The 22960-nt window shown below is 42.4% G+C and carries 26 protein-coding genes; 23 read left to right on the forward strand and 3 right to left on the reverse strand.

Annotation, left to right across the window (positions count from 1 at the left end; genetic code table 11):
• Nucleotides 1-10 precede the first annotated feature (10 nt).
• From AKK44_RS02275 to AKK44_RS02380, 22 genes are all read left to right on the forward strand, one after another.
• Nucleotides 11-247 (forward strand): GlsB/YeaQ/YmgE family stress response membrane protein, encoded by a 237-nt coding sequence (locus tag AKK44_RS02275; protein ID WP_037595202.1) that lies wholly within the window; start codon nt 11-13, stop codon nt 245-247.
• A gap of 246 nt (nt 248-493) precedes the next feature.
• A complete protein-coding gene (locus AKK44_RS02280; RefSeq protein ID WP_054278338.1) occupies nt 494-1201 on the forward strand; it encodes a histidine phosphatase family protein in 708 nt (235 codons plus the stop codon).
• Nucleotides 1191-1934, forward strand: coding sequence for a M15 family metallopeptidase (locus AKK44_RS02285; protein ID WP_054278339.1), 744 nt, complete (start codon nt 1191-1193; stop codon nt 1932-1934). Before AKK44_RS02280 ends, AKK44_RS02285 begins: the two co-directional genes overlap by 11 nt.
• Nucleotides 1931-2509: a glycoside hydrolase family 73 protein gene (locus tag AKK44_RS02290; RefSeq protein WP_054278340.1), complete on the forward strand. Its 579-nt coding sequence runs from the start codon at nt 1931-1933 to the stop codon at nt 2507-2509. Before AKK44_RS02285 ends, AKK44_RS02290 begins: the two co-directional genes overlap by 4 nt.
• 127 nt (nt 2510-2636) lie before the next feature.
• Entirely contained in the window at nt 2637-3671 is a 1035-nt protein-coding gene (hrcA, locus tag AKK44_RS02295; RefSeq protein ID WP_054278341.1) for a heat-inducible transcriptional repressor HrcA, read from the forward strand.
• 44 nt (nt 3672-3715) lie between these two features.
• The gene (grpE, locus tag AKK44_RS02300; RefSeq protein WP_054278342.1) at nt 3716-4258 is read left to right on the forward strand and encodes a nucleotide exchange factor GrpE; all 543 of its coding nucleotides are present in this window, start codon (nt 3716-3718) and stop codon (nt 4256-4258) included.
• A gap of 198 nt (nt 4259-4456) precedes the next feature.
• Nucleotides 4457-6283, forward strand: coding sequence for a molecular chaperone DnaK (dnaK, locus tag AKK44_RS02305; protein ID WP_037595212.1), 1827 nt, complete (start codon nt 4457-4459; stop codon nt 6281-6283).
• A gap of 255 nt (nt 6284-6538) precedes the next feature.
• On the forward strand, nt 6539-7678 hold the full coding sequence (gene dnaJ / locus AKK44_RS02310; RefSeq protein WP_054278343.1) for a molecular chaperone DnaJ: 1140 nt from the start codon (nt 6539-6541) through the stop codon (nt 7676-7678).
• A gap of 226 nt (nt 7679-7904) precedes the next feature.
• Nucleotides 7905-8696, forward strand: coding sequence for an enoyl-CoA hydratase (locus AKK44_RS02315; RefSeq protein ID WP_054278344.1), 792 nt, complete (start codon nt 7905-7907; stop codon nt 8694-8696).
• 74 nt (nt 8697-8770) lie between these two features.
• Nucleotides 8771-9205, forward strand: a complete 435-nt coding sequence (gene fabT, locus AKK44_RS02320; RefSeq protein ID WP_037595215.1) for a fatty acid biosynthesis transcriptional regulator FabT — start codon at nt 8771-8773, stop codon at nt 9203-9205.
• Entirely contained in the window at nt 9205-10182 is a 978-nt protein-coding gene (locus AKK44_RS02325; RefSeq protein ID WP_054278345.1) for a beta-ketoacyl-ACP synthase III, read from the forward strand. The genes fabT and AKK44_RS02325 overlap by 1 nt, the downstream gene beginning before the upstream one ends.
• Nucleotides 10183-10239: 57 nt before the next feature.
• Complete coding sequence (locus AKK44_RS02330; protein WP_054278346.1) at nt 10240-10464, forward strand: acyl carrier protein; 225 nt, start codon at nt 10240-10242, stop codon at nt 10462-10464.
• Nucleotides 10465-10666: 202 nt separating this feature from the next.
• The gene (gene fabK, locus AKK44_RS02335; RefSeq protein ID WP_037595222.1) at nt 10667-11635 is read left to right on the forward strand and encodes an enoyl-[acyl-carrier-protein] reductase FabK; all 969 of its coding nucleotides are present in this window, start codon (nt 10667-10669) and stop codon (nt 11633-11635) included.
• Between the two features lie 19 nt (nt 11636-11654).
• Nucleotides 11655-12575: an ACP S-malonyltransferase gene (gene fabD / locus AKK44_RS02340; protein WP_054278347.1), complete on the forward strand. Its 921-nt coding sequence runs from the start codon at nt 11655-11657 to the stop codon at nt 12573-12575.
• Nucleotides 12576-12587: 12 nt separating this feature from the next.
• Nucleotides 12588-13322 carry a 3-oxoacyl-[acyl-carrier-protein] reductase gene (gene fabG / locus AKK44_RS02345; protein WP_054278348.1) on the forward strand — a complete coding sequence of 245 codons (735 nt, stop codon included), beginning with the start codon at nt 12588-12590 and terminating at the stop codon, nt 13320-13322.
• Nucleotides 13323-13337: 15 nt separating this feature from the next.
• The gene (fabF, locus tag AKK44_RS02350; protein ID WP_054278349.1) at nt 13338-14570 is read left to right on the forward strand and encodes a beta-ketoacyl-ACP synthase II; all 1233 of its coding nucleotides are present in this window, start codon (nt 13338-13340) and stop codon (nt 14568-14570) included.
• A 1-nt stretch (nt 14571) separates the two neighbouring features.
• A complete protein-coding gene (locus AKK44_RS02355) occupies nt 14572-14799 on the forward strand; it encodes a hypothetical protein (protein WP_037595228.1) in 228 nt (75 codons plus the stop codon).
• 29 nt (nt 14800-14828) lie between these two features.
• Nucleotides 14829-15290, forward strand: a complete 462-nt coding sequence (locus AKK44_RS02360; protein ID WP_408022488.1) for an acetyl-CoA carboxylase biotin carboxyl carrier protein — start codon at nt 14829-14831, stop codon at nt 15288-15290.
• Nucleotides 15287-15709, forward strand: coding sequence for a 3-hydroxyacyl-ACP dehydratase FabZ (fabZ, locus tag AKK44_RS02365; RefSeq protein ID WP_054278351.1), 423 nt, complete (start codon nt 15287-15289; stop codon nt 15707-15709). Before AKK44_RS02360 ends, fabZ begins: the two co-directional genes overlap by 4 nt.
• Before the next feature lie 32 nt (nt 15710-15741).
• Nucleotides 15742-17106: an acetyl-CoA carboxylase biotin carboxylase subunit gene (locus AKK44_RS02370; RefSeq protein ID WP_054278352.1), complete on the forward strand. Its 1365-nt coding sequence runs from the start codon at nt 15742-15744 to the stop codon at nt 17104-17106.
• 8 nt (nt 17107-17114) lie between these two features.
• On the forward strand, nt 17115-17981 hold the full coding sequence (gene accD, locus AKK44_RS02375) for an acetyl-CoA carboxylase, carboxyltransferase subunit beta (protein WP_054278353.1): 867 nt from the start codon (nt 17115-17117) through the stop codon (nt 17979-17981).
• The gene (locus AKK44_RS02380) at nt 17978-18748 is read left to right on the forward strand and encodes an acetyl-CoA carboxylase carboxyl transferase subunit alpha (RefSeq protein ID WP_054278354.1); all 771 of its coding nucleotides are present in this window, start codon (nt 17978-17980) and stop codon (nt 18746-18748) included. Before accD ends, AKK44_RS02380 begins: the two co-directional genes overlap by 4 nt.
• 40 nt (nt 18749-18788) lie before the next feature.
• On the opposite strand, the gene serS is transcribed toward AKK44_RS02380, so the two are convergent.
• Complete coding sequence (gene serS / locus AKK44_RS02385) at nt 18789-20066, reverse strand: serine--tRNA ligase (RefSeq protein ID WP_054278355.1); 1278 nt, start codon at nt 20064-20066, stop codon at nt 18789-18791.
• Nucleotides 20067-20439: 373 nt separating this feature from the next.
• Here serS and AKK44_RS02390 point away from each other — a divergent pair, with 373 nt between their 5' ends.
• Nucleotides 20440-21501 carry an acyltransferase gene (locus AKK44_RS02390; RefSeq protein ID WP_054278356.1) on the forward strand — a complete coding sequence of 354 codons (1062 nt, stop codon included), beginning with the start codon at nt 20440-20442 and terminating at the stop codon, nt 21499-21501.
• A 77-nt stretch (nt 21502-21578) separates the two neighbouring features.
• Here AKK44_RS02390 and AKK44_RS02395 read toward each other — a convergent pair whose 3' ends face one another.
• A complete protein-coding gene (locus AKK44_RS02395; RefSeq protein WP_054278357.1) occupies nt 21579-21938 on the reverse strand; it encodes a DUF956 family protein in 360 nt (119 codons plus the stop codon).
• Between the two features lie 100 nt (nt 21939-22038).
• A complete protein-coding gene (locus AKK44_RS02400; RefSeq protein ID WP_054278358.1) occupies nt 22039-22950 on the reverse strand; it encodes a PTS system mannose/fructose/sorbose family transporter subunit IID in 912 nt (303 codons plus the stop codon).
• Nucleotides 22951-22960: the final 10 nt, after the last annotated feature.

The following is a 22960-nucleotide window of genomic DNA, read 5'->3' on the forward strand; positions in this document are numbered from 1 at the left end:
GGAGACTCGTATGATTTGGTCATTAATTGTCGGAGCTATCATTGGTATGATAGCAGGTAAAATCACCGAAAAAAGCAACTCTATGGGGTGCTTTACCAATATTGCTGCAGGGCTTATTGGCTCAGCGATTGGTCAACAACTGTTCGGCTATTGGGGTCCTCAACTAGCTGATATGGCAATCTTCCCATCTATTTTGGGAGCAGCTATTGTGATTATTGTTGCATCTGCTATTTTTGGCAGAAATTAACACAAGATGTTGACATAAAAACCTTTAGAGAAGAACTCTAAAGGTTTTTATGCACTATTCAGCTAAAACAATCATTTATTAGAAGTGGACATTGTGGTTCGAGACTGATAATGGCTTTCTTTTTATAGTTGTGATAAGATTTAAGGTGTATGAAGAGGTTTTTCGGGAACGAAACAGCGAAAGAAACCTGTTTTTGCAAGTGTTTTCGTTTAATGCTATAATGATAAGAAGACTTTGGAGGTTAAAATGACAAAAACAAGACTATATATTGCTAGACATGGCAAAACAATGTTTAACACCATTGGTCGTGCGCAAGGTTGGAGTGACACCCCTCTCACCACCAAAGGCGAAGAAGGCATTCGCGAGTTGGGCTTGGGGCTAAAAAAAGCAGGTCTGTCATTTAAATCAGCATTTTCAAGTGATTCGGGTCGTACCATGCAGACAATGGAGATTATACTGCGAGAGTCGGAACATCGATTCATCCCTTACACGAGAGATAAGCGCATCAGAGAATGGTGTTTTGGTAGCCTAGACGGCGCCTATGATTCTGAGTTGTTTTTAGGGGTTTTACCACGGACAAAAGCGTTCCAAAATAGAGACAACATCCGAGATGTCCCTTATCCAGAGCTTGCCCAGAGCATCGTTGATGTTGATACAGCAAATTGGGCTGAACCATGGGACGTGTTGCGCAAGCGCATTTATGAGGGTTTTGAAGACATTGCCTTGTCTCTTCAAAATTCAGGCGGAGGCAATGCCATTGTAGTCAGTCACGGGATGACCATTGGAACCTTTGTTTGGTTGATTGATCCAAATTACGACAAACAATACATTGATAACGGCAGTGTGACGGTTGTTGAATTTGAAGATGGTCAGTTTACCATAAAAGCCGTTGGGGACATGAGTTACCGTTATCAAGGTAGGGAGATTATTGAGTCAATAGCAGATGAAAAATAAAGGATTAAAACTACTACTACAAGGACTTGTTGTCTTATTATTTGTGTCAGGAATCTATTTATTTGTCGCGCCAGAAAGGCCTGCCGCAAAACCAATCACAAAGGCCAAGCCAAGGCAGACCAAAGTGGCAAAAAAAGCCAAAGCCATTGATCGTTTGCCAGATGTGTCTATCGATGATTGGCAACTGGTCTTAGTCAATCGCGACAATACAATAGAAGAAATTTCTCCTGAATTAGCTGATATCAATGGCATTTCTGTTGATAAGCGTATCGAACAAGACGCAGCAGATTTTCTCGCTGCTGCTCAAACGGTGGACCCACAAGAACATTTGATTTCTGGCTACCGATCAGTCGCCTATCAAGAACAACTCTATCAGACTTATATCGATAGAGAGCTTGCGAGTAATCCCAACCTGACCAAAGAAGAAGCTGAAAAGCAGGTGCAAACCTACTCTCAGCCACCAGGAGCCAGTGAACACCACACGGGTCTTGCCATTGATATGAGCAATGTTGACAGCCTCAACGCTAGTGATCCAGCTGTGGCTAAGGAAATCGAGCGCTTGGCACCTCAATTTGGGTTTGTGCTACGTTTCCCAAAAGGTAAAAAAGAAGTCACCGGAGTTGATTACGAGGATTGGCATTACCGCTATGTGGGCAAGGCATCTGCCAAGTACATGGTTGACAACAATCTCACATTAGAAGAGTACGTCGAGCAGTTAAAGGAGAACAAATGAGAAGCCGACTTAAATTATCTTATTTTTTAGGGCTTATGTTCTTCTTTGTTGTCATGATTTTAGCTCCCTTGATTGCCAACGCTAGACCCCTTGTAGCCAACCAAGACATAAAGGTCGGTTATTCTGAAGCGGCTTTCACCGCATTATTAAGCAAAGAGGTTAAGCCACTCGCACAAGCATACGGCATTAAGCCGTCTGTTTTGATGGGACAGGTTATTTTGGAGACAAACTATGGCAAAACCTTGCTCGCATCTAGGTACCATAACCTTTTGACCCTCCCGGCAAGACCTGGTCAAGCTTCAGTGGTTTTGAGGCGGCACAAGGACTCTACTCGGCAAGAAGCTTTTGCGGTATACCGAAATAGAGACGCTGCGCTCAGAGATTATTTGCTGTCATTGCGCCTAGGAAAAGGCGATAACAAAAAACTCTATCAGCACTTAGCAAGAGAAAAAAATTACAAAAAAGCAGCTAATGCTCTGCAAACCTATCGTTATCCAGAAGACACGACTTACGCAAACCGATTGATTCAGGTCATTGAATCAGAAGGGCTAACACGGTACGATTCAAAAAATTAGCACTCTTAAACAAAGAGTGCTAATTTTTTGAGTTTTTCCCTTGACATGTGTCTGTGAAAGGGTATAATAGAATTATCAGTTAGCAGTCTTACACATAGAGTGCTAAAAGAAAGGGAGTGATGAGTTTGTGATTACAGAACGTCAAAACGATATTTTGAACCTAATTGTGGAGCTGTTTACGCAGACTCACGAACCAGTAGGCTCAAAAGCCCTGCAATCACTAATTGCTTCTAGTAGTGCAACGATTAGAAATGATATGGCAAAGCTTGAGAAAATGGGACTTCTCGAAAAAGCCCACACCTCAAGTGGACGTATGCCCAGCCCGGCAGGGTTCAAATATTTTGTAGAACATTCTCTTGATTTGGATAGTATTGATGAGCAAGATGTATATCAGCTGATCAAAGCCTTTGATTTTGAGGCCTTCAAATTAGAGGATATCTTGCTAAAGGCGGGTCGTATCTTGTCAGAGATGACAGGCTATACAGCTGTTATTTTGGATGTTGAGCCTGCTAGACAAAAACTGACTGGTTTTGATATTGTTCAACTGTCTAATCACGACGCTCTAGCTGTCCTCAACATGGACGGTTCAAAACCCCTTACCGTACAATTTGCGGTCCCTAAAAACTTTTTGAGTCGTGATTTATTGGCTCTAAAAGCCATCGTTGATGAGCGGTTAATTGGACGAGCGGTAATTGACATCCACTACAAATTGCGAACAGAAATTCCGCAGATTGTCCAAAAATATTTCACCGTGACAGATAACGTCTTAGATTTATTCGAATATCTCTTTGAGGGGCTCTTTCGAGAAACGGTTTTTGTATCAGGAAAAGTTGCTTCCCTAGATTATGCAGGGTTAGCAACCTATCAATTTCTTGACGACGAAGAGCGCTTAGCTTTGTCCATCAGACAAAGCATGTCTGAAAACGAGATGGCAACTGTACGAGTGGCAGATAGCAGTGAGTCGGCCTTAGCAAATGTCACCTTGCTGACCTATAAGTTTTTAATCCCTTATCGTGGATTTGGTCTATTAAGTTTGATTGGTCCAATTGATATGGATTATCGTCGCAGTGTCAGCTTGATCAATGTTATCGGGCGTATTTTAGCTATCAAGCTAAGGGATTACTACCGCTACCTTAACAGTAATCATTATGAGGTTCACTAATGATTTAACCTCATGGTCACAATATATCAGAAAGAGGTAACATCTTGTCGAAAAAACATGAAGATGATTTAAACAAAGAAACCCTTCACGAAGAAACAGTTTCTGAAACAGTAGCATCAACTGGGGAAACCGTTAGTGAAGCACCAGAAAAAACAGAATTAGAATTAGCAGTTGAGCGTGCCGAAGAATTTGAAAACAAATACCTTCGAGCGCATGCTGAAATGCAAAACATTCAGCGCCGTTCAAACGAAGAGCGCCAAAGCTTGCAACGCTATCGCTCACAGGATTTGGCTAAAAAAATCTTGCCAAGTTTAGATAACCTAGAGCGAGCGCTAGCCGTTGAAGGTTTGACAGAAGATGTCAAAAAAGGCTTAGAAATGGTACGAGAAAGCTTAATTCAAGCCCTCAAAGAAGAAGGCATCGAAGAAGTAGCTATGGAAACCTTTGACCATAATTTGCATATGGCTGTTCAAACCTTGCCAGCAGATGATGACCATCCAGCAGATAGCATCGCAGAAGTTTTCCAAAAAGGCTACAAGTTGCATGAGCGTCTTTTGAGACCAGCTATGGTGGTGGTTTACAACTAGGGCAGCATCAGACAATCATGGTTTGAGGCTAAGATCACATCCCTTTGACATCTGATTAGAACTAACCATTTCATAAAAATGGTCCGAAATGACCTAAAACTATAAACACGAAATAACTTAAAAGCGAAAGGCTTGTCACCATGGTGGCGGTCTAACAAGATATGCATTATAAAAAACGAATATAAAGAGGAAATAAATATGTCTAAAATTATCGGTATTGACTTAGGAACAACTAACTCAGCAGTAGCAGTTCTTGAAGGAACAGAATCAAAAATCATTGCAAACCCAGAAGGTAATCGCACAACTCCTTCAGTAGTGTCATTTAAAAATGGTGAAATCATTGTTGGTGACGCAGCAAAACGCCAAGCAGTTACAAACCCAGATACAATCATTTCTATTAAATCAAAAATGGGAACTTCTGAAAAAGTTGCTGCAAACGGTAAAGAATACACACCACAAGAAATCTCAGCAATGATTCTTCAATACTTGAAAGGCTATGCGGAAGATTATCTTGGTGAAAAAGTAACCAAAGCTGTTATCACAGTTCCAGCTTACTTTAACGACGCACAACGTCAAGCAACAAAAGATGCAGGTAAAATTGCAGGTCTTGAAGTTGAACGTATCGTTAACGAGCCAACAGCAGCAGCGCTTGCTTATGGCATGGACAAAACAGACAAAGACGAAAAAATCTTGGTATTTGACCTTGGTGGTGGTACCTTTGACGTGTCAATCCTTGAATTAGGTGACGGTGTCTTTGATGTTCTTGCAACTGCAGGGGACAACAAACTTGGTGGTGACGACTTCGACCAAAAAATCATTGATTTCTTAGTTGCAGAATTCAAGAAAGAAAACGGTATCGACCTTTCTCAAGATAAAATGGCTCTTCAACGCTTGAAAGATGCGGCTGAAAAAGCTAAAAAAGACCTTTCAGGTGTGACTCAAACACAAATTTCATTGCCATTTATTACTGCTGGTAGCGCAGGCCCTCTTCACTTAGAAATGAGCTTGTCTCGTGCTAAATTTGATGACTTGACACGTGATCTTGTGGAACGTACAAAAACACCAGTTCGTCAAGCCCTTTCAGATGCAGGCTTGTCATTGTCAGAAATTGACGAAGTTATCCTTGTTGGTGGATCAACACGTATCCCAGCTGTTGTTGAAGCGGTTAAGGCTGAAACAGGTAAAGAACCAAATAAATCAGTTAACCCTGACGAAGTTGTAGCGATGGGTGCAGCTATCCAAGGTGGTGTCATCACTGGTGATGTTAAAGACGTTGTTCTTCTAGACGTGACACCATTGTCACTTGGTATCGAAACAATGGGTGGTGTCTTTACCAAATTGATTGAGCGCAACACAACTATTCCAACATCTAAATCACAAGTCTTCTCAACAGCAGCAGACAACCAACCAGCCGTTGATATTCACGTTCTTCAAGGGGAACGCCCAATGGCAGCAGATAATAAAACTCTTGGACGTTTCCAATTGACTGATATCCCAGCTGCTCCTCGTGGTATTCCACAAATCGAAGTGACATTTGACATCGATAAAAACGGTATCGTTTCTGTAAAAGCTAAAGACCTTGGTACACAAAAAGAACAACACATCGTTATCAAGTCTAATGACGGTCTTAGCGAAGAAGAAATCGACCGCATGATGAAAGACGCAGAAGCAAACGCAGAAGCTGATGCAAAACGTAAAGAAGAAGTTGACCTTAAAAACGAAGTTGACCAAGCTATCTTTGCAACTGAAAAAACCATCAAAGAAACTGAAGGCAAAGGTTTTGACACTGAGCGTGACGCTGCACAATCAGCTCTTGACGAGCTTAAAGCAGCCCAAGAAGCTGGCAACCTTGATGACATGAAAGCGAAACTTGAAGCTCTTAACGAAAAAGCTCAAGCACTAGCTGTTAAAATGTATGAACAAGCTGCAGCAGCACAGCAAGCTGCTCAAGGCGCTGAAGGCGACCAAGCAGCTGACTCATCACAAGGTGATGATGTTGTTGATGGCGAATTCACTGAAAAATAACATTAAGATGCAAAGACCGTTACATCGAAACGAGCGTCCTAGCTCCTAAGCAGAAAGCCAGAGGTTGACTCCCAACCTCTGTTTTTCGCTAACAATGACCAGCTAACGGTAACTCAAAGAAACGAAACCTCTATTATATTGTTTTCGTTGACTAATTTTACAGAAAGGAATACAAGTGTTCGCAACCGAACACGGGCTAAGAACACAAGCAATTTTTTTGCTTGTGTTGGCTTAATGCCCTTTGTATCTTGATTTATGAACAATACAGAATTTTATGACCGTCTGGGGGTATCTAAGGATGCCTCTCAAGACCAAATCAAAAAAGCTTACCGCAAAATGTCTAAGAAATACCATCCAGACATTAACAAAGAAGCAGGTGCCGAACAAAAATACAAGGATGTCCAAGAAGCTTACGAAACCTTGAGTGATTCTCAAAAGCGTGCAGCTTATGACCAATATGGCGCAGCCGGAGCTCAAGGTGGCTTTGGCGGTGGTGCCGGCGGTTTTGGTGGCTTTGATGGAGCTGGCTTTGGCGGTTTTGAAGACATCTTTTCTAGCTTCTTTGGTGGAGGCGGTGGTATGCGAAACCCCAATGCCCCTCGCCAAGGAGACGATTTGCAGTACCGTGTCAACCTGTCTTTTGAAGAAGCTGTTTTCGGTGTTGAAAAAGAGGTCAGCTATCACCGTGAAGCGACTTGTTCGACCTGTTCGGGGTCAGGCGCTAAGCCAGGCACTAGTCCAATTACCTGCCGTAAATGTCATGGGTCAGGTGCTATCACTGTTGATACCCAAACCCCTCTTGGCATGATGCGTCGCCAAGTAACCTGTGACGTTTGTCATGGTAGTGGTCAAGAAATCACAGACCCATGCCAAACTTGTCATGGTAGTGGTCACGAAAAGAAAAAACACACAGTATCTGTTAAAATCCCTGCCGGTGTAGAAACAGGGCAACAAATTCGCTTGCAGGGTCAGGGAGAAGCTGGATTTAATGGTGGGCCTTATGGTGACTTGTTTGTCATTTTAAATGTTTTGCCAAGCAAAAAGTTTGAACGTAATGGTTCAACCATTTATTATAGCCTCAACATTTCCTTTGTCCAAGCAGCACTAGGAGATACGGTGGATATTCCAACCGTTCATGGCGATGTTGAAATGTCCATCCCAGCAGGTACTCAAACAGGGAAAATTTTCCGACTCAAAGGAAAAGGGGCTCCAAAACTTCGCGGTGGCGGACAAGGAGATCAACATGTTACGGTAACTGTTGTGACACCTACTAAGTTAAACGATCAGCAAAAAGAAGCCCTTAAGGCCTTTGCCCACGCTGGTGGTGAAAAATTGCATCAACCAAAGAAAAAAGGTTTCTTTGACAAGGTCAAAGATGCCCTAGAAGATATTTAATAACACGTTGTCAAAGGTTAGCTTATGCTAGCCTTTTTTTGAGCTGTTAAGCACAGAAAAACTCCTAAACCAAATGATTTTTTAAAAAATAAGGCTATTTTTTCATTTTTTTCTTGCGCAATTCATCATTCTGTTGTAATATAGTGTCATAATTAATTTGATTATCAAATCATTTCACTATGAAATGATTTTAATGTCAAATAAATTGTCAGAAAAGAGGACAGACATGACATTTCAAAATATCATTTTTAGTGTTGAGGATGATCTTGCAACTGTGACCTTGAATCGCCCTGAAGTCTCTAACGGGTTTAACATTCCAACGTGTTTAGAGCTGTTAGAAGCGATTAAGCGCGTTAGTGAGGATGCCTCTATTCGCTTTTTAATGATACAGGCAAAAGGAAAGGTTTTTTCAGTTGGGGGTGACCTGACTGAGATGCAAGCTGCTGTTGAAAGAGATGACGTGCAATCCTTGGTTAAGATTGCTGAGCTTGTTCAAGAGATTTCATTTGCCATTAAACAGTTACCAAAACCCGTCATTTTATGTGCGGATGGTGCTGTGGCTGGCGCAGCATTTAATATGGCGCTAGCGGTAGATTTTTGCATCGCAAGTTTTCAAACCAAGTTCATTCAAGCCTTTGTTAATGTTGGTTTAGCACCAGATGCTGGAGGGTTATTTTTACTGACACGTGCTGTTGGGTTAAACCGTGCGACGCATCTCGTGATGACCGCAGAAGGCGTTACAGCCGAGAAAGGCTTGGAAGATGGCTTTGTCTACCGAGCTGTTGAGTCAGATAAGTTAGAAAAAACTTGCCTGCAACTCTTAAAACGGTTAAGACGAGGATCGTCAAATTCTTATGCTGGGATGAAGGCCTTAGTTTGGCAGAGCTTTTTCAAAGGTTGGGAAGACTATGCGCACAAAGAACTTCAAATCCAAGAAGAGTTAGCTTTTAAGGAAGATTTTAAAGAAGGTGTCAGAGCCTATGCTGAAAGACGACGACCAAACTTTCAGGGGAAGTAAACAGGTTTGTTTGCAAAATGCTTTGATGTTTGATATGATTTGACTATCAAAGCTTATTGCTAGGAGGTGTTTACTTGGAATATCAAAAGATTAACCAGTATTTAGTTGATATTTTCAACAGGATTTTGGTCATTGAAGAAATGAGTTTAAAGACGAGTCAATTTAACGATGTCTCGTTAAAAGAAATGCACACTATTGAAATTATTGGTGATTATGATCATGTGACGCCAAGCGACATTGCTAGAGAACTCATGGTAACATTAGGGACTGTAACCACTAGTTTGAACAAACTAGAGGCCAAAGGCTACATCAAACGCACCAGATCAAATTCAGACCGCAGAGTTGTCTATTTGTCTCTGACTAAAAAAGGCAGACTCTTAGACCGCCTACATGCTAAATTTCATAAAAACATGGTAGGTCATGTGCTGGCTGATATGACGGAAGCGGAGATGAAAGCTCTGATGGGTGGTCTTGGCAAACTACACCGATTTTTGGAGGATTTGATTTAATGGTTTTTTCAAAAATCAGTCACGTTGCCCACTATGCCCCAAAACAGGTTGTGACAAATGATGACCTGTCACACATCATGGATACCAATCATGACTGGATTTCATCACGAACAGGGATTGAAGAGCGGCGCATTTCTAAAAATGAGCAAACCAGTGATTTAGCCATACGAGTGGCAGAGCAGTTGTTGACCCAGTCGGGACAGACAGCAGAGGCGATTGATTTTATTATCGTGGCGACCATTAGCCCTGATTCTAGTATGCCATCAACAGCTGCCAAGGTGCAAGGAGCCCTGGGGGCTCATCGCGCCTTTGCCTTTGACTTAACTGCTGCATGTAGTGGTTTTGTCTTTGCCTTGGCAACGGCAGATAAGCTTATCTCTTCAGGTACTTATCAAAGGGGCATCGTCATTGGAGCTGAGACCTTGTCCAAGGTCTTAGATTGGTCTGATAGAGGGACTGCAGTTCTATTTGGTGACGGAGCTGGTGGTGTGCTTTTAGAGGCTACCAATGACAAGCACTTTTTAGTGGAGTCCCTGCACACCGATGGGGCTAGAGGTCTCGCCTTAACATCTGGTCAAACCAAACTAGCCTCCCCTTTTTCTGATGAGCAAGAAGAGATAAGCCCTTTTATTCAAATGGACGGGCGAGCGATATTTGATTTTGCCGTCAGAGATGTCACTCAGAGTATTTTAGATGCTATTACAGAGTCAGGTCTTGCCAAAGACGATTTAGACTATTTGTTGTTGCATCAGGCTAATCGTCGCATTTTAGACAAAATGGCTAAAAAAATGAGCATGCCGAGGGAAAAGTTCCTAGAAAACATGATGTTTTACGGAAACACTAGCGCAGCTAGTATTCCTATATTGCTATCAGAAGCCGTTCAAAAAGGCCAACTAAGGCTAGGTTCTGGTCAGCATATTTTATTGTCAGGCTTCGGTGGAGGTTTGACATGGGGCAGTCTAATTGTTAAAATCTAGTTATATTATGTGCTTGGCGCATTTATAAAAAATTATATTTTTTAAGGAGAAATAAAAATGGCAGTATTTGAAAAGGTACAAGAAATTATCGTTGAAGAACTTGGTAAAGATGTTGAAGAAGTGAAATTAGAAACAACTTTTGACGACCTAGATGCAGATTCATTGGACGTGTTCCAAGTGATTTCAGAAATCGAAGATGCCTTTGATATCCAAATCGAAACAGAAGAAGGTTTAAACACTGTCGGCGATTTGGTTTCTTACGTTGAAGGCAAAATCAAATAAGGCCTGAAAAAAACGTATGAAGCGCTTAGTGATTAACGCACCTGCTTGGCTATTGTTAGCCTAGGCAGTAAGTAGCTCATAAGTATTAGTCAAACCACTAGGGTGAGACTAGATCCATTAAGAGGTCTAGCTCGCTCTTTCTTCTTGCTAAGATAGTTTGATTATCAAATTATTCTCCTTATCGCTCACATAGAAGGTTATTATGAAAACACGTATTACAGAATTACTTAATATTGAATACCCCATTTTCCAAGGAGGCATGGCCTGGGTGGCTGATGGTGATTTGGCAGGTGCGGTCTCAAACGCTGGAGGCCTTGGGATTATTGGCGGAGGAAATGCCCCAAAATCCGTTGTCAAAGCTAACATTGACCGAGTTAAAGCCATTACGACGAAACCGTTTGGGGTCAACATCATGCTCTTATCTCCTTTTGCAGATGACATAGTTGACTTGGTCATTGAAGAAGGCGTCAAGGTGGTCACAACAGGTGCTGGAAATCCAGGGAAATACATGGAACGTTTGCACGCGGCTGGTATTATTGTTATTCCTGTAGTGCCAAGTGTGGCTCTGGCAAAGCGCATGGAAAAACTAGGTGTTGATGCCATTATTACCGAAGGGATGGAAGCTGGAGGTCATATTGGTAAATTAACAACCATGACTTTGGTCAGACAAGTCATCGAAGCAGTATCGATTCCTGTCATTGCCGCTGGAGGAATTGCAGATGGTCGTGGTGCCGCTGCCGCCTTTATGCTAGGAGCTGAGGCTGTCCAAGTAGGCACTCGATTTGCAGTGGCCAAAGAATCTAACGCGCATCAAAATTTCAAAGACAAAATTTTGAAGGCAAAAGATATTGACACCGTCATATCTGCTCAAGTTGTGGGGCATCCTGTGCGCTCCATTAAAAACAAGCTGACCTCAGCTTATGCAAAAGCAGAAAAAGAATTTCTAACCGATCAAAAAACCGCTGATGACATTGAAGAAATGGGAGCTGGCTCCTTGCGAAACGCAGTTGTAGATGGTGATGTGGTTAACGGGTCTGTGATGGCTGGGCAAATTGCTGGCCTAATCAAGGCTGAAGAAACGTGCGATGTGATTTTGCGCGATATCTACTACGGTGCAGCAGACATCATTCAAAAAGAAGCCAAGCGTTGGCAAGATGTCTTATCAGACTAAGAAATAATTGAGGACAAGTATGGCTAAAACAGCTTTTTTATTCGCTGGTCAAGGCGCTCAAACAGTAGGCATGACGAGAGATTTGTACGATAACTTTTCTGTTGTACGAGAAACGTTTTCACAGGCTAGTCAAATCCTGGGCTATGATTTACGACACTTGATTGACACTGAACCAGAAAAATTACACCAAACAGCCTACACTCAACCAGCTATTCTGACCAGTTCAGTTGCCATTTATCGCCTGTTAAAAGAGCATCAAAAGACACCAGATATGGTGGCTGGGCTTTCTTTGGGGGAATATTCGGCATTGGTAGCATCAGAAGCTATTTCCTTTGAGGATGCTTTACGACTAGTGGCAAAAAGAGGTCAGTTTATGGCAGAAGCCACCCCAGCTGGTTCAGGTAAAATGGTGGCAGTTATGAATACTGATGCCCAACTCATCGAGCAGGTCTGCCAAGAAGCTTCCGAAAAAGGAGTGGTATCTCCAGCCAACTACAACACACCAGGACAAATTGTCATTGGAGGAGAGACAGAGGCAGTCAATAGAGCTGTTGAGCTCCTAAAAGCCAAAGGCGTCAAACGTTTGATTGCCCTTAATGTGTCTGGTCCATTTCATACGGCTCTTTTAGAAAGTGCCAGTCAAAAATTAGCTGTCGAGCTAACCAAGGTCACTTTTAGCCCGTTTGCCATTCCTTTGGTCGGCAATACTGAAGCTAAGGTCATGGAACATGATCGTATTGCGGATCTATTAGTGAGGCAAGTCATGGAACCTGTTCGCTTTTATGATAGCGTTGCGACCTTGAAAAATAAGGGTGTTGAGCGCATGGTTGAAATTGGACCTGGAAAAGTATTGACAGGATTTGTTAAAAAAATTGATAAGGCTCTGCCTTGCCAAAGTATTGAAGATATGGCAAGTTTACGCTTGTTTTTGGAAAAGTAGAAAGGAACCGTCATGGAAATTAAAGGAAAAAATGTATTTATCACAGGATCGTCGCGAGGAATTGGCCTTGCCATTGCCCATCAATTTGCACGTTTAGGGGCAAATGTTGTTTTAAACGGTCGCTCAGCGATTTCTGAGGAGTTACTAGCTTCTTTTAAGGAGTATGGTGTCAAGGTTATTGCGATTTTAGGTGACGTGTCAGATCATACGGATGCCAAACGCATGATTAGCCAAGCTACTGAAGCCCTTGGTTCTGTTGATGTTTTGATCAATAATGCAGGCATTACAAATGATAAACTGATGCTCAAAATGACCGAAGAAGATTTCGAGCGCGTCTTGAAGATTAATCTGACAGGGGCTTTTAACATGACCCAGTCTGTCTTAAAAGCGATGATAAAAGCGCGTCAAGGTGCAATCATTAATATCTCTAGTGTAGTTGGTCTAGCAGGTAATGTTGGCCAAGCCAACTATGCCGCTTCTAAGGCAGGATTGATTGGATTTACCAAATCAGTTGCTCGTGAAGTGGCTGCGCGTGGCATTTGTGTCAATGCTATTGCACCAGGATTTATTGAATCCGACATGACAGGGGCAGTTTCTGAAAAAATGCAAGAACAGATTCTCAGTCAAATCCCAATGAAGCGTATCGGCAAAGCACAAGAAGTTGCACAGGTAGCAAGTTTCTTGGCTGGACAAGATTACATCACAGGTCAGGTGTTAGCCATTGATGGCGGCATGACCATGCAATAAGATAGAGGTGCTAAAATGACAGTTAATAGAGTAGTTGTAACAGGTTATGGCCTAACATCCCCGATTGGTCACACGCCAGAAGCTTTCTGGTCACATTTAAAAACAGGAAAAATTGGTATTGGTCCGATTACAAAATTTGACACCGCTGATTATGCAGTCAAAAATGCTGCTGAAATCCAAGATTTTCCATTTGACAAATACTTTGTCAAAAAAGATCTTAATCGTTATGACATGTATTCGCTATATGCTTTGTATGCCTCTTTAGAGGCTGTTCAGCATGCAGGTTTAGACATCGACGCCATTGATTCAGATCGCTTTGGTGTGATTGTAGCGTCAGGTATTGGAGGGATTCAAGAAATTGAAGAACAAGTCATCCGCTTGCATGAAAAAGGACCAAAGCGTGTTAAGCCAATGACATTGCCAAAGGCTCTGCCGAATATGGCAGCAGGGAACGTGGCGATGGCCTTAAAGGCTCAAGGCGTCTGCAAATCAATCAATACAGCTTGTGCCTCATCTAATGACGCTATTGGCAATGCCTTTCGTGCCATCAAATTTGGCTTGCAAGACATCATGATGGTGGGTGGTGCGGAGGCAGCTATCACAAAATTTGCCATTGCTGGTTTCCAAAGTTTAACAGCTCTCTCAACCACACAAGACCCTACTCGAAGCTCAATTCCATTTGACAAAGATAGAAACGGCTTCATTATGGGAGAAGGTTCAGGTATGCTAGTATTGGAAAGTTTAGAGCATGCCAAACAGCGTGGTGCTACTATTCTTGCTGAAATTGTTGGCTATGGTAGTACCTGTGACGCATACCACATGACCTCGCCACATCCAGAAGGATTAGGAGCACGCAAGGCCATTAACCTAGCTTTGAAAGAAGCAAGCATCGATGCCAGTGATGTGGGCTATGTTAATGCGCACGGCACCTCAACCTTGGCTAATGAAAAAGGCGAAAGCCAGGCTATTGTAGCAGTTCTTGGCAAGGATGTTCCTGTTTCATCAACCAAATCATTTACAGGTCACTTGCTCGGAGCAGCGGGTGCCATTGAGGCGATTGCAACTATCGAGGCTATTCGCCATCGTTATGTGCCAATGACAGCAGGAACCCAAGTATTATCAGAAGACATCGAAGCCAATGTCATTTTTGGTCAAGGGCAAGAAGCAGATATTCATTATGCGATTTCAAATACATTTGGTTTTGGAGGACATAATGCTGTACTAGCCTTTAAGCGTTGGGAGGATTAGCGTGACAACTCGGGATGTACAAGATTTTATAGCATATATAAATGGTTTAGAAGGTTGCGATTCAACCACTAAGACAGACATCATTGCCTTATATATGAAACAGAAACCTTGCGAGGAAGATTGCTACGCAGCATCTGAACCAATGACGACTGATTTTTTTGACGAAAAATCACCCTTAGATGATGAGTTTAGAGGAACCATGTTAGATTTTGACGATTGGGAGGTTTGAGTTTGGAGATAACACACATAAAGGATTTGATGGCACAGTTTGATGCCTCAAGTCTCAAAGAATTCTCATTTAAATCAAGTGAGGGAGAATTATCGTTCAGCAAGAACGAGTACCATGCAAAAGCTCCGGCTTCCTACCAGGAAAGTCAGTCAGAGCCAGAGAATTCTTCACAAGCCACCCCTATTCAAGAACCTGTTTTAAGCAAACAGACAGAACCCCTTGATGAGCAAGCACCCGAGCCAGTACTCGAGGCTGAGGGAGACTTGGTCAAAAGCCCTCTGGTCGGAGTTGCTTATTTGGCAGCGAGTCCTGATAGTGCCAACTTTGTTTCTGTTGGCGATACGGTGAAAAAGGGTCAGACTTTATTAATTATTGAGGCGATGAAAGTCATGAATGAGGTGCCAGCTCCGTCTGACGGCGTGGTCACTGAAATCTTAGTAGATAATGAAACGGTCATCGAGTTTGGACAAGGATTGGTACGAATCAAATGATAGAGATAACAGATATTCAAGCAGCCCTTCCTCATCGCTACCCCATGCTACTTGTTGACCGAGTGCTGGAAGTATCAGAGGATCGCATTGTTGCGCTAAAAAATGTAACGATTAATGAACCCTTCTTCAACGGGCATTTCCCTCAATACCCTGTCATGCCAGGGGTCTTAATTATGGAGGCTTTAGCCCAAACGGCAGGAGTTTTGGAATTATCAAAAGAAGAAAACAAAGGGAAACTAGTGTTTTATGCTGGCATGGATAAGGTCAAATTCAAAAAGCAAGTGGTCCCAGGTGATCAATTAGTGATGACTGCTACCTTTATCAAGCGCCGAGGAAGCATGGCAGTTGTTGAAGCAAAGGCAGAAGTCGATGGCAAATTAGCAGCTAGTGGGATATTAACCTTTGCTTTTGGTCAGTAGACAACTCATATTCTGTGGAGGAAGAAAACTTTATGTTTAACAAAATCTTAATTGCCAATCGTGGTGAAATAGCCGTGCGGATTATCCGTGCCGCTCGAGAACTGGGCATTTCCACAGTTGCTGTCTATTCCGAGGCTGACAAAGAAGCCCTGCACACGATATTGGCTGACGAGGCGGTTTGTATTGGACCAGCTAGGTCAAAAGAATCTTACCTCAATATGAATTCGGTGTTATCAGCGGCTGTTGTCACAGGGGCTCAGGCCATCCATCCTGGATTTGGTTTTTTGAGTGAAAACTCAAAATTTGCAACCATGTGCGAAGAAATGAACATTAAATTCATAGGCCCTTCGGCATCAGTAATGGACAAGATGGGAGATAAAATCAATGCCCGATCAGAAATGATCAAGGCTGGTGTGCCTGTTATTCCAGGATCAGATGGGGAGGTTTACAGCGTCAAGGAAGCCTTGGACATAGCTGATCGTATCGGCTATCCTGTCATGCTAAAAGCCTCTGCTGGGGGCGGAGGCAAAGGGATTCGAAAAGTAACCTCTAAAGATGACCTAGAAGCGGCCTTTAATGCCGCTAGCCAAGAGGCACGAGGAGCATTTGGCAATGGGGCCATGTACCTCGAAAAAGTAATTTATCCAGCTAGACATATCGAAGTCCAGATTTTAGGCGATAGTCAGGGCACAATCATCCACCTTGGAGAGAGAGATTGTTCCTTGCAGCGAAATAATCAAAAGGTGTTAGAAGAAAGCCCATCTATCGCTATTGGCAATACTTTACGCAGTCAAATGGGAGAAGCAGCTGTGCGTGCGGCTAAGGCTGTGTCATATGAAAATGCAGGGACGATTGAGTTTTTGCTAGACGAAGCCAGTGGAGACTTTTACTTCATGGAAATGAACACACGCGTCCAGGTCGAACATCCTGTAACGGAGTTTGTGACAGGAATTGACATTGTCAAAGAACAACTCAGAATTGCAGCAGGCTTGCCTTTATCAGTTGCCCAGGATGACATCACAATCACAGGACATGCGATTGAGTGTCGTATCAATGCTGAGAACCCTTCTTTTAACTTTGCACCAAGTCCTGGAACAATCACAGATTTGTATTTTCCAAGCGGCGGCGTAGGGTTACGGGTGGATTCTGCGGTTTACAGCGGTTACACGATTCCTCCTTATTATGACAGCATGATTGCTAAAATCATTGTGCATGGGGAGAATCGCTTTGACGCTTTGATGAAAATGCAACGAGCCTTGTTTGAATTAGAAATTGAAGGGATCATGACCAACAGTGATTTTCAAATGGACTTGATTTCAAACAAGCAAGTCATAGCGGGTGATTACGATACTTCCTTTTTGATGGAAACCTTTTTACCCAACTATAATGAAGAGTAGGAGGCAGTATGGCCTTATTTAGCAAAAAAGACAAATACATCCGTATTACCCCAAACAATTCTTTGAGGGGGTCAGTCAGCCATAACGTGCCAGAGGTTCCAGATGAACTCTTTGCCAAGTGCCCTGCTTGCAAGCACATGATTTACAAAAAAGATTTAGGGTTAGCTAAGATTTGTCCGACCTGTTCTTATAATTTTAGGATTTCTGCTAAGGAACGCTTGGCACTGACGGTAGATGAAGGATCGTTTCAAGAATATTTCACAGATATTGAAACCACAGATCCGCTAAATTTCCCAGGCTATCTAGACAAATTGGCTAAGGCCAAGGCTGCAACGGGGCTAGACGAGGCAGTTTTGACAGGCAAGGCCCTTATTAAACAGCAAGCCGTAGCCTTAGGCATTATGGATTCGCACTTTATCATGGCTAGTATGGGGACGGTAGTTGGTGAAAAGCTAACGCGCTTATTTGAGTTAGCTACTCAAGAAAAGCTACCAGTTGTTATTTTTACAGCCTCAGGAGGCGCCAGGATGCAAGAAGGCATCATGAGCCTTATGCAAATGGCCAAGGTGTCAGCAGCTGTAAAACGGCATTCTAATGCTGGCTTGTTTTACTTGACCATTTTGACGGACCCAACAACTGGTGGGGTGACGGCTAGTTTTGCCATGGAGGGTGATATTATTATTGCGGAGCCACAATCCTTAGTGGGATTTGCAGGGCGCCGTGTCATCGAAACGACTGTTCGGCAAAATCTTCCAGATGATTTTCAAAAAGCAGAATTTCTCAAAGACCATGGTTTTGTGGATGCCATTGTTAAACGCACAGACTTACGAGATAAGATTGCCTATTTAGTGGCTTTTCATGGGAGGAAATCATGACAGATGTCGCACGAGTATTAAAAGAAGCACGCGACCAAGGGCGTCTAACGGCTTTGGATTATGCTGATCTGATTTTTGATGATTTTATGGAGTTGCATGGAGATCGTCACTTTGCAGATGATGGGGCTGCTGTCGGAGGTATTGCTTACCTTGGTAACCAGGCAGTTACTGTTATTGGCATCCAAAAAGGAAAGAACCTTCAGGATAATTTGGCTAGGAATTTTGGTCAACCTAATCCCGAAGGATATCGTAAAGCCTTACGCTTGATGAAACAGGCAGAAAAATTTGGTCGACCAGTCATTACCTTTATCAATACCGCAGGCGCTTATCCAGGAATTGGAGCTGAAGAGAGAGGTCAGGGCGAGGCAATCGCTAGAAACCTCATGGACATGAGTGATTTAAAGGTCCCTATTATCGCCATTATTATTGGTGAAGGAGGGTCAGGTGGTGCTTTGGCACTTGCAGTGGCTGACCAGGTTTGGATGCTAGAGAACACGATTTATGCTGTTCTTAGCCCAGAAGGCTTTGCCTCGATTTTATGGAAGGATGGCTCTAGAGCGACCGAAGCAGCAGAGCTGATGAAAATAACAGCAGGTCAGCTCTATCACATGGGCGTTATCGACCGCATTATTCCTGAGCGAGGTTATTTTTCAAGTGAAATCATTACCATGATGAAGTCACAGCTTATCAAAGAAATCAAAGCCTTGCAAGCCAAGTCAGAAACAGAGCTACTAGCAGATCGCTATCAGCGTTTTCGAAACTATTAAAAAAATCCTCCTGAGAGGATTTTTTTGTTGTTGAAAATTTTTATTTTGGAGTGATGATTTCAACGCCTCTCATGTATGGGCGAAGCGCTTCAGGAATAGTGACAGAGCCATCTTCATTTTGATAATTTTCCAAGATTGCTGCCACTGTGCGACCAACAGCCAAGCCAGAACCATTTAAGGTGTGAAGCAGTTTGACCTTGCCATCAGCCTCATCACGGTAGCGGATTTGAGCGCGACGTGCTTGGAAATCTTCGGTATTTGAACAGCTAGAGATTTCACGATAAGTGTTTTGAGCAGGAATCCAAACTTCTAGGTCATAGGTCTTAGCTGCTGAGAAGCCCATGTCCCCAGTACAAAGAGTAATGACACGGTATGGCAAGTTCAACTTTTGTAAAATGTTTTCAGCGTTGGCTGTCATTTTTTCCAATTCATCATAAGATTGCTCTGGCTTAGCAAATTTGACCATCTCAACTTTATGGAATTGATGGAGACGAATCAAACCGCGTGTATCACGGCCGGCAGATCCTGCCTCAGAACGAAATGATGGGCTCATAGCCGTAAATGAAATCGGTAATTCTTTGCCGTCAACAATCTCATCACGGTAAAAGTTAGTCAAAGGCACTTCAGCAGTTGGGATGAGCACAAAGTTTGTTCCGTCCAACTCAAAAGTATCTTCTTTGAATTTAGGGTATTGCCCTGTCCCAAACATTGACTCGTGGTTAACGATATAAGGAGGAATCATTTCTTGGTAGCCTTCTTTGATATGCTCATCAAGCATAAAGTTATAGACGGCACGCTCTAGTCTTGCTCCTAATTTTTTATAGAATAAGAAACGCGCTCCAGTTACTTTTGCCCCGCGTTCCCAGTCTAAAATGTCAAGGTCTTCTCCTAAATCCCAGTGAGCCTTGATGTCAAAATCAAACTGACGAGGAGTTCCCCAACGGCGAACTTCGACATTATCATCTTCGTCAGCTCCGATAGGCACAGAATCATGAGGTGTATTTGGCAAAACAGTGATAATATCGGTAACTTTTTGGTCAATATCTGCCAGATCAGCATCAATGGCCTTGATTTTGGCAGAAACAGCTTGCATGTCTGCGATTTGTTGGTCGGCATCTTCTTTTTGACGCTTAGCTTGTGCGATGGCAGCAGAAGCAATATTACGTTTAGCTTTGAGTTCTTCTGTTTCAACCAGCAAAGCACGGCGTTTTTCATCAAGTTCTCTAAGCGTTGCAAGGGTTTCAGCTGAAACCCCACGGTTTTTAAGTTTGTTTGCGATAGTGTCAAAGTCAGTACGAATACGTTTAAGATCTAACATAGGAGCTCCTTTTTTCTCATAATAATTATTGGGTCATCTCAAGTGTCTGTCACAACACGATTCGATGGAACTAAAAAAGCACAGATTATGATACTGCTGGAGCGCTTAGGCGCGGTTCCATCCAGCTTCACAATCTGTGCACTTAATTAGTATACAATTGAAACACGGTAGAATTTCATATCAGTACCCTATCTGTTCACAGCAACCACAGACTCTCTGAAAGGGTAAAAAATATTACTTATCCGTTAGGACTATTATAACAAAAATATTTTAAAAGTAAACGTAAAAATGAAGCCTCTCTAAATTATTGTCAGTAATCCGTATCCTGACTGATAGCATAGTGAAATAAAGAAAGTTATGGTAAACTAATACCATGTTTAAAAATAAAAAAATAACACAAAGCCACCACTATGGACTGGATTTGTTACGTATTATTGCGATGTTTATGATTGTCATCACGCATGTCCTCGGTAAGGGAGGCCTGCGCTCAACCGTTGAAGGACATACCGACCCCTACTTTATCACGACTTGGCTGATTCAGGTTATGGTCTATGGGGCTGTCAATTGTTATGCGCTGATGAGTGGTTATGTAGGTGTGCACTCGACTTTTAAATACTCCAAATTACTCGGTATCTGGCTTCAAGTTTTCTTTTATAGCTTTATGGTCACCTTGCTATTTGCTATTTTTGGCTTCCCGATTAGCATGGACAATTGGCGACAAGCGTTTTTCCCGATTGTAAGTGGTAATTATTGGTACATTACGGCCTATTTTGGCTTGCTGATTTTTATGCCGATTATCAATGGTGGCTTAAATGCCCTCACGACAAGCCAACTTAAACAGCTCAGCCTCTTGATTTTCACAGTCTTTTCAGTCATGCCAGCAGTGATGAATAACAGGGTACCCGAATTTTCGCTCAGCAAGGGCTTTGAAATGACTTGGCTGATTATTCTTTATATCATTGGGGCCTATCTAAAAAGAATAGATCTGACGATTTTTAAAGATAAGATACTAATAGCTGTTTACTTACTTTCAGTGGCAGTCACTTATCTCATGAAATTTGTGGTTGGTGACATTTGGTATTGGTACATTTCTCCTAGCTTGACGATTGGAGCGATAGCTTTATTTATTTTATTTGCCAAAATGACTATTTCTCCAACTACTCACCTAGCAAGTTTTATTAAGCTAGTTGCTCCAGCGACGTTAGGGGTTTATTTGGGACACTTGCATCCCTTATTGGTGAAATTTGTGATTCGAGACTTTGCAGAACCTTTGGTTAATAGTCCTATTATCCTATACCCTTTCTTAATCATATTGGTTAGCGTTGTGATTTATGGCTTGGCCTTTCTCGTGGAAAAAGCCAGAATAGCTTTCTTTAAGCAACTTGGCATTCCTCGTTGGTTGGGTTGGGTAGACCGTCACCTTCCGTTTGTATAAACAAAAAAAGCCAAGAGGCATGGGGCTTCACAAACCTTCAGCAGGTCAAGTGAGTACTCATAACTCTAGGCTTTTTGCTATTTACGAAATAGTTTTTTGATGATTAGTTGAATCAAGGTTGGTAATTTGACGACCTTGTCATTTCCGATATGGTCACGAGCAATTTTGAGAATTTTCCCAGAGTGTTTTGAGGCAAATAAAAACTTACCTTGAGGGGTCAAAATTTCAAAGTGACGACTGACCTTATGACGAGAAACGTTGGCACCAATTTGATTAATAGTGTTCCAAGGAATTTGGATGTAATCGTTAGGATTAGTGTCGTTGTAGAACTCAATCGCCTGATCACCAACGAGAAACTTACCAACTTTTCCTCCGATGCCTAAAAATGAGACACCAGGAACAGTGATAAAAACAGTTGTGTTTAATGATTGTACCATATTCTGATCCTTTGTCGTGATAACGGTTTTAGTTGAAAATAGCATAATGATAGAGAAAAAAGAAGTGGAAGCCCACTTCTTTTTCTGGTACTATTTGCGATTACATGATGTTTGCAAGGTGAGCAAGAATACCAATGACAAATAGTCCAAGGATCATGGCAATAGGAGATACTTTTTTCTTAAGTAACCACATACAAGTGAATGTTAACACAAGTCCCATAAGTCCTGGAATTAGCATATCCAAGTTTTGTTGGAAAGAAGTCACTTTCACTGGTGATTGTGACAAACCTTGACCAACTTGTTCAAAGGCTTGACGAACGCCTTCGCCGCCATCTGGCAACTTGTCCCAATGGATGTAGGCTTTTTCATCTAGTTGCACTTTTGATACATCAAAGGTAAATTTAATAGATACCCAACGCTGTACCAAAACAGCCAAGATAAACATCCCAAGGATAGAAGCTCCTTTAGTGATGTCTTGTAAGATACCACCAGACATGTCTTTTGTAATCTCTGAACCAGCTTTGTAACCAAATTCTTGAGTGTACCATAGGAAGCCCATACGGATAACGTTCCAAGCTACGAAGAAAATGATTGGACCTAAAACATTTCCAGAAAGAGCTAGTGAAGCACCAAGTGCACCAAGGATTGGGCGCAATGTAAACCAGAAGACTGGGTCTCCGATACCAGCAAGAGGTCCCATCATACCAATCTTAACCCCTTGGATAGCGGCATCTTCGATTGGAGCACCATTGGCACGTTCTTCTTCCAAAGCAAGGGTAACACCCATGATTGGAGCAGCAACATAAGGATGCGTGTTAAAGAATTCTAAGTGACGCTCAAGAGCGGCAGCGCGATCTTCTTTTGAGGTGTAAAGTCTTTTGATTGCAGGAATTAGAGCATAAGCCCAACCTAAGTTTTGCATACGTTCATAGTTCCAAGAACCTTGAAGGAAGGTTGAACGCAACCAAACTTTTTGACGATCAGCTTTTGTTAATTTAATTTGTTCAGTCATTGATCTTACC

This window comes from Streptococcus phocae (assembly GCF_001302265.1).
Taxonomy (GTDB): domain Bacteria; phylum Bacillota; class Bacilli; order Lactobacillales; family Streptococcaceae; genus Streptococcus; species Streptococcus phocae.